Annotated in this window: 9 protein-coding genes and 2 pseudogenes; 9 read left to right on the forward strand and 2 right to left on the reverse strand. The window is 68.0% G+C overall.

Going from position 1 to position 7098, the window contains the following annotated elements; translation table 11 throughout:
- Nucleotides 1–41: 41 nt before the first annotated feature.
- Nucleotides 42–869: an IS5 family transposase gene (locus tag ACIDOCELLA78_RS93170; RefSeq protein ID WP_201727504.1), complete on the reverse strand. Its 828-nt coding sequence runs from the start codon at nucleotides 867–869 to the stop codon at nucleotides 42–44.
- Between the two features lie 100 nt (nucleotides 870–969).
- Here ACIDOCELLA78_RS93170 and ACIDOCELLA78_RS93175 point away from each other — a divergent pair, with 100 nt between their 5' ends.
- From ACIDOCELLA78_RS93175 to ACIDOCELLA78_RS93210, 8 genes and pseudogenes are all read left to right on the forward strand, one after another.
- On the forward strand, nucleotides 970–1317 hold the full coding sequence (locus tag ACIDOCELLA78_RS93175; RefSeq protein WP_249676395.1) for a hypothetical protein: 348 nt from the start codon (nucleotides 970–972) through the stop codon (nucleotides 1315–1317).
- A gap of 99 nt (nucleotides 1318–1416) precedes the next feature.
- A pseudogene (locus ACIDOCELLA78_RS93180) lies at nucleotides 1417–2738 on the forward strand (DUF4043 domain-containing protein).
- Nucleotides 2739–2751: 13 nt separating this feature from the next.
- Nucleotides 2752–3060 carry a hypothetical protein gene (locus tag ACIDOCELLA78_RS93185; RefSeq protein ID WP_201729368.1) on the forward strand — a complete coding sequence of 103 codons (309 nt, stop codon included), beginning with the start codon at nucleotides 2752–2754 and terminating at the stop codon, nucleotides 3058–3060.
- 1 nt (nucleotide 3061) lies between these two features.
- Nucleotides 3062–3469: a hypothetical protein gene (locus ACIDOCELLA78_RS93190; protein WP_201729369.1), complete on the forward strand. Its 408-nt coding sequence runs from the start codon at nucleotides 3062–3064 to the stop codon at nucleotides 3467–3469.
- Nucleotides 3470–3476: 7 nt separating this feature from the next.
- On the forward strand, nucleotides 3477–4121 hold the full coding sequence (locus ACIDOCELLA78_RS93195; protein WP_201729370.1) for a hypothetical protein: 645 nt from the start codon (nucleotides 3477–3479) through the stop codon (nucleotides 4119–4121).
- Nucleotides 4121–4966 carry a hypothetical protein gene (locus ACIDOCELLA78_RS93200; protein ID WP_201729371.1) on the forward strand — a complete coding sequence of 282 codons (846 nt, stop codon included), beginning with the start codon at nucleotides 4121–4123 and terminating at the stop codon, nucleotides 4964–4966. Before ACIDOCELLA78_RS93195 ends, ACIDOCELLA78_RS93200 begins: the two co-directional genes overlap by 1 nt.
- A 10-nt stretch (nucleotides 4967–4976) precedes the next feature.
- Entirely contained in the window at nucleotides 4977–5114 is a 138-nt protein-coding gene (locus ACIDOCELLA78_RS93205) for a hypothetical protein (RefSeq protein WP_201729372.1), read from the forward strand.
- A 3-nt stretch (nucleotides 5115–5117) separates the two neighbouring features.
- Entirely contained in the window at nucleotides 5118–6674 is a 1557-nt protein-coding gene (locus ACIDOCELLA78_RS93210; protein WP_201729373.1) for a phage tail protein, read from the forward strand.
- A gap of 54 nt (nucleotides 6675–6728) precedes the next feature.
- Here ACIDOCELLA78_RS93210 and ACIDOCELLA78_RS93215 read toward each other — a convergent pair whose 3' ends face one another.
- A complete protein-coding gene (locus tag ACIDOCELLA78_RS93215; RefSeq protein ID WP_249676397.1) occupies nucleotides 6729–6908 on the reverse strand; it encodes a hypothetical protein in 180 nt (59 codons plus the stop codon).
- On the opposite strand from ACIDOCELLA78_RS93215, the pseudogene ACIDOCELLA78_RS93220 reads away from it, so the two are divergent.
- A pseudogene (locus tag ACIDOCELLA78_RS93220) lies at nucleotides 6907–7098 on the forward strand (hypothetical protein); the annotation flags it as partial. The gene ACIDOCELLA78_RS93215 and the pseudogene ACIDOCELLA78_RS93220 overlap by 2 nt on opposite strands.

Here is a 7098-nt window from a genome sequence, read left to right on the forward strand (position 1 = left end):
GCAGGCGGAGCCTGAGAGCCCGAATCTGAATGGTAGTGCGACTATCGGTGACGGGCGATTTTTCGTGTGAGCAGGCGGATATGGGCGAGGAAGAGCCATGCGGTGGCGCTGGTAACGGTGGCCTCGAAATCCCTTGCGAGACGTCGGCATCTGCCGAGCCAGGCGAAGGTTCTTTCTACCACCCAGCGCCGCGGCAGGAGTTCAAACCCGCTCGCGGCGTCGGAGCGCTTTACGATCTGTATGGTCCATTTGCCGATTTTGGCGAGGCGTCCATTGAGTTTAGGACCGGCATAACCGCCGTCAGCGAATATGTGCCGCAACCAGGGATACAGGGATTTGACGGATTTGAGCACGTCGGGCGCCCCGTCGCGGTCCTGAATACCGGCATGATGAACGACGGCACCGACGAGGTGGCCGATTGTATCTGTGATGATGTGGCGCTTGCGGCCCTTGATCTTCTTTCCGGCATCGAACCCGCGCGGCCCGCCGGCTTCGGTGGTCTTGACCGACTGACTGTCGATCACACCGGCTGTGGGCGAAGCCTCGCGTCCGGCCATTTCCCGCGCCTGCATGACTAGGACGTGATTGATGCGATCGAACGTGCCGTCACGACAGAAGCGGTAGAAATACCCCTGCACGGTGGTGAACGGAGCGAATTCCTTCGGGATCTGGCGCCACTGACAGCCGGTTGCCAGCATGTAGAAGATGGCCTCCACAATCCTTCGAAGCGCCACCCTTCGGGGTCGGCCTCGATGCTGCGGAGCGGGCATGAACGGCTCGATCATGGCCCATTCAGCGTCGGTGAGGTCGCTTGCGTAGCGCAATCCGGCCCGGCAATATCGTCGCCGAGCGATTTCAGTCCAGGTCATCGTGTCTCCGTCCGTCTTCGCAAACGAACTGAATCACAACTTACTGAAATCGCTCAACTATCTTTTTCGGTCCGGCTCTGAGGACTGGCAGGCCAGGGCGATGGCGGCCGAGCAGGCGATGGAGGCGCTGCGGCGCGAACACGCCGAGCGGCTGAGGCGGGCGGAACTCAGGATCGAGGCGGTGAGGGCCGGCATGATCGATCTTGACGGGCTGAGACTGATCGATCCGGCTGTTGTAACGCCAGCCGAGGGCGGCGTGGCGCCGGATGCGGCGGCGCTGATGGCACAGCTGAAGCGGGACAAGCCCTGGCTGTTCGCCGCGCCGTCGTCATCCTCGACGGCGTCGGTGCCGCGGGCGGAGCCGCCGCGGGCGCGTCATGCGACCGAGCTGAGCGAGGCCGAGTGGCGCACGGCGCGCGCCGAACTGCTGCGCCGGGCCGGGGCCTGAGCCGGCCGCGAGCCGCTTTCAAAATATTAACGCGTTGTCAGACAACCGTGCTCCGCGCGTCGGAGTGCGGCGAATTGCGTTATCCAGAAGGAACACGACATGGGTATTTCCAATTTTCCCGCCGCGCTGCAGCCGATCATCCAGCAGGGCTTCCTCGAGCGCGAATTCGAGCAGGCGCTGCGCTCGCGGCTCGGCTACCGGATGGTGGCTGATCGCGAGAACTTCGCGGTCGGCATCGGCGAGACGCTGACCAAGACCCGCGCCGGGCTGAAGCCTTCGGTCACCACGCCGCTGGCCGCCGCGACAAACACCAATCTCGACAACGGGCTGACGCCGCAGGGCTGGGGTGTCGAGCAGTATACCGTGACGCTGAATTTCTATGCCGCGACGCAGGACCTGAACATGGTCACCAGCCGGGTCGGCATCGCCTCGCAGTTTCTGCAGAATGCCGCGACCAATGGCGAGCAGGCGGCGCGCAGCCTTGACGAGCTGGCGCGCAACGCGCTGTTCGCCCCGTATTTCGGTGGCAACACGCGGGTGAGCGCCACGCTGGCGAGTGCGGCGCCGACCATCGATGTCGATGATATTCGCGGCTTCACCACCGTGTTCGTCAACGGCGCACAGACGGCGGTTTCGGCGAGCTATCCGCTGACCGTGTCGGTCGGGGCGAATACGTATTCACTGATCGGCGTGACGCCGGATGTGAATAACGCGTCGTCAGCGCCGGGGGTATTTCGGGAACCCTGACGTTTTCGGCCGATGTCAGCGTGAGTGACGGTGCTGCCGGCAATGCGGTGCGCGCCGCGACGGCGAGCGCGATCGTCCGGCCGCAGGGGGCGGCGACGACCAGCGCGCTGCAGGCGACCGACACGCTGACGATGTCCGCCCTGCTCGATGCGGTGGCGACGCTGCGGCAGAACGCGGTGCCGGAAATCGATGGCGTCTACAACTGTTATCTCGATCCGGTCTCGGCCCGGCAGCTGTTCGCCGATCCTGACTTCCGGCAGTTGTTCCAGGGGGCGACGTCGAGCAACGCGGTGTTCCGCCAGGGCATGATCAACGATTTTCTCGGGTTGCGGTTCATCACCACCACCGAGGCCTATGTGCAGTCGCATCCCACGCTGGCGGGGCTGTATGTCCGCCGGCCGATCGTCTGCGGCAAGGGTGCGCTGATCGAGGCGGATTTTGCCGGCATCGGCGCGGAAGACGTCGCGCCGAAGGATGCGCTGGTGAACATCATCGACGGTGTCGCCATGGTCACGCGCGAGCCGATCGACCGGTTGCAGCAGATCATCGCCCAGTCCTGGTACTGGATCGGCGGGTTCTGCGCGCCGTCCGACACCACGACGACGCCGAACACCGTGCCCACCGCGACCAATTCCAACTTCAAGCGCGCGGTGATGATCGAGCATATCGGCTGAGGAGGGTGCGCACATGTCAATCGGGTCCTCGCTTCCCTTCAGGCCATCGGGCACCGCGGCCGTCGCCGCCTCGACCAGCGCGGCCTCGACCCCGCTTGCCGGCGGCGGGTCGAGCCTGCTCGTCTACAACGCCGCGGGCGCGGTCGCGTTCGTGCGGCTCGGCACCGGGGGAATGAGCCCGGCAAGCACGGCCGATACGCCGCTGCCGCCGGGCGGGCGGATGCTGATCGACGCCGGGCGGCTGGTGAGCGAGGCGAGCGCCGTGCTCGCCTCGGGCACCGGCACGGTCTATTTCACCCGCGGCGACGGATCGGTCTACTGACATGTCGGGCAGTGTTTCGAGCGCGCCCGGCACGCTGAGCGAGGCGCAGAAGGTCGATGTGCGGCGGTTCTGCGGCTATCCGGCCTATGGCGCCGGGGCGGAGGGATTCCAGTCCTGGCGGTTCTTCCAGGCTTACGGCACGCTCGAATACCGGATGAACAACCTGGCGCCGGCAGAGGTGGCGGTGGTGGCGAACTACCTCGCCACGCTCGCCGCGCTGGAGGTCGCGATTCCGGAGGCGAGCGGCAATCTCGACACCGAGGCGGCCGCGGGCTGGCAGCACAACGCCAACGAGGTCCGCGACCGCGCCGCGCTGTTCGACCAGTGGCGGCGGCGGCTGTGCGGGTTTCTCGGCCTGCCGCCGGGGCCGGCGCTTGGCCCCTCGGATGGCATCACCCTGATCGTTTGAGGTCTTCATGGATGGAACGCGGCTGGCGGACCGGATCGCCTTCGGCGGCGGCATGGCCGCGCGCAAGGCGGGTCTGATCTGCGACGCCTATCGGCCGCGCGACGGGGCGTGCCCGATCGTCGCGGCGAACCGGTTGATACGGCTTGGCGTGATGGTGCTGCCGGTATCGGGCTCGGCGCGTGGGCCGGCGCCGCTCGGCCTGCCCTACCGGCAGCTGGTGCTGGACCAGGCCTATGTGCGCGCCGGGGATTATGTCGTCGGGCCCGCCGGGACGTTCCTGGTGGTGAGCAACGAGCCGCCGGCGCCAGTGCTGGGGGCGCGCTGCAACGAGACGCTGTCGGTCTGGCGGCCGGCGGCGCCGGCGGCGCCGGGGATCAACCCCTATGGGGCGGTTCTCGGCGCCGGGGCGCGCGGCGTGCTGGCCGGATTTCCGGCGGCGCTGCTGCCGGCGCGGGGCGGCAGGCATGGCGAGGCCGGGTTGCCGGACGATACGCGCGCGCCGGGCTACATCGCCGCCGTTGCGGCGGTCGGCGGGCTGGCGCCGGCGGTGGCGGATATCGTGCGCGATGCGCGCGGGCGGCAGTTCGTGATCGAGCAGGCGGAGCTGTTCGGCGGGGTCTGGCGGCTCGCGCTTTCGGCGAGCATCGTCTGATGGCGGGGCAGCAGGATGTCGAGACCGCGATCGTCGCGCTGATCGCGACGGCTGCCTATCCGGCGGGGACGGCGGCGGCGTCTTCCATTGCGGGGCCGGACGGGATGGTGACGTGCCGGGTCTATCGCGGCATGCCGAACGCGCCGGCGCTGGAGGCGGATCTGGCGCGCGGTGTGATGCACGCCACCGTGTTCGCCGAGCCGGGGGGTGTGCGCAACGTGACGCGCTACCCGCGCGAATGGATCGAGGTGGCGCCGGTGCCGGCGACGCTGTCGGTCAGTGTCGCGGGGATGACGGCGACGTTCGCGGGGCAGTGCGTGGCGGGGCAGCTCGCCGGCATCGCTGTCGATGGCGCGATCTTTCCCTATGCGGTCCAGGCGCGCGACACGCCGGCGAGTGTGGCGAGCAACCTCGCCGCCCTGTTGCGCGCGGCGGGGTGGCTGGTGAATTACGCGGGGACGACGCTGAGCGTGCCGGCGGCGCGCGGGTTGATCGGCCGCGTCGTGGCCGGGGGCGTCGCGCTGCGGGAGATCAAGCGCCAGGTGCAGCCGTTCCGGATTTCGTTGTGGTGCCCGGACCCGCTGACGCGGGATGCGGCGGCGGCGGTGATCGACCCCGCGCTGGCGGCGCCGCAGTTCATCGGCCTCGCCGATGGCGCGACGGCGCGGCTGCGCTTCGTGGGCGCCGATACCACGGACAAGTCGATCGATGCCGGGCTGTACCGGCGGGACCTCATTTACGACGCGGAATATCCGACGACCGAGGCGATGACGACGCCGGCCATGCTGTTCGGGGTCGGCGGGATCGCGGCGGATGGCGCGTTCATCGCCGGCATGACCGGCTGAAGGAGAGACGATGAAGATCAAACTGGTGGTGCTGAAGCCGTTCGAGGGCTTCAGGCGGGGCGACACGATTGTCGACGAGGCGAAGATCGCCGCCGTGCTGGCGTCCGCCCGGGCGGGGTCGGTCGTGCGGGTTGCGGCGGAGGGCTGAGGCATGCCGATATCGCAGGCGGGCGCGCTGAACACGACGGCGCTGATCGTCCCCGACCTTTATGTGCAGATCGTGCCGCCGCAGACGCTGCTGCTCAATGGCGTGCCGACCGATGTGCTTGGCGTGGTCGGTTCGGCATCCTGGGGGCCGGTGGGCGAGCCGATGATTGTCGGTTCGATGGGGGAGTATGCCGCGTCCTTCGGGCCGGTGATGGCGCGGCAATACGACATGGGCACGGCGGTGGCCGTGGCGGTGCAGCAGGGGGCGTCGAATTTCCGCTGCGTGCGGGTGAGCGACGGCACCGACACCGCGGCCGCGGTTTCCATTCTGGGCGCGCTGACGCTGACGGCGCTGTATACCGGATCGCTCGGCAACGCGATCACGGTGACGGTTTCGGCCGGGGCGGCGGCCAATAGCTGGCGGCTGACCGTGGCGCTGCCGGGGCGCACGCCGGAAGTGTTCGACAACATCACCGGCACCGGGGCGGCGTTCTGGCAGGCGGCGGCGAATGCGGTGAACGCGGGGACGGGGCCGCTGCGCGGCGCCTCGGAGCTGGTGGTGGCGAGCGCGGGCACGTCGTCGTTCCCGCCGGCGCCCGGTGTCTATCCGTTCTCGGCGGGCACGCCGGGCAGCGATGGCGCGGGAGGGCTCACCGCGGCGTCGCTGGTAGGCCAGGACACGCTGCCGCGGAGCGGGATGTATGCGCTGCGCGGGCAGGGTTGCGGACTCGCGGTGCTCGCCGATCTCGACGATCCGACGCAGTGGAGCCCGACGATCGCCTTCGGCCTTGAGGAAGGCTGTTACATGATCCTCGCCGGTCCGCCGGGCGACACGATCGCCAATGCCGTCGCGGCGAAACAGGCGGCGGGGATCGATTCCTATGCCGCCAAGGTGATGTTCGGCGACTGGATCTGGTGGTACGATCAGGCGAACGGACTGACCCGCCTGGTCTCGCCGCAGGGTTTTGCGGCCGGGCGGCTCGCCAATCTCTCGCCCGAGCAGAGTTCGCTGAACAAGCCGCTCTATGGCGTCGTCGGCAGCCAGAAATCGGGGCGCGCCGTATCGGGGACCACAAGCACCTATTCCTCGGCCGATCTTTCGGCACTGATGTCGGCCGGGATCGACGTGATCGCCAATCCGCAGCCGGGCGGGGCGTTCTGGGGCGTGCGCGGCGGGTTCAACGCCTCGTCCGACAGCGCCACCAACGGCGACAACTACACCCGCATGACCAATTACATCGCGGCCACCCTGTCGGCGGGGATGGGTCAGTATGTCGGCCAACTGGTCAACGAGACGCTGTTCCGCCGGATTCGCGGCACGCTGCTGGCCTTCCTGAACACGATGCTCGGCCAGGGCATGCTGGGAACCACCAACGGGTCGCTGCCTTTCGCGGTGGTGTGCGATGCCTCGAACAACCCGCCATCGCGCACCGGGCTGGGGTATGTGCAGGCGGATGTGCAGGTGCAGTACCAGGCGATCAACGAGCGGTTCATCGTCAATGTCGAGGGCGGGCAGACCGTGCAGGTCAGCCAGCAGACCCTGCCCCAGGGCACGGTGTGAGGTAGCAGATGCCATATAACACGTTTACCGTTGGCAATGATTGCCAGCTCGTCGTCATGGGGCCCGTTCGGCCGGGTCGACCTTGCGCATGTGACCGGATTCGAGGTGAGCCAGGTGACGCAGAGCGTGCGCGTCGACCGGCTCGACGGGGTGCAGCTCGGCGCCGAACTGCCGCGGGGCTGGCAGGGAAGTTTCCTGCTCGACCGCGGCACCCTCGGCGGCCGACGATTTCATGGCGCAGATCGAGCAGGCCTATCTGTCGGGGCAGGCGATTCCGCCGGGAACGCTCTATCAATATGTGAATGAAACTGACGGATCGACCTCGACCTACCAGTTCGAGGGCGTCGTGTTCAAGCTCAGCTCGGCGGGCGTGTATCGCGGTGACATGCCGGTGGCGCAGAAGCTCGACTTCTTCGCCTCGACC

Source organism: Acidocella sp. C78 (assembly GCF_907164655.1).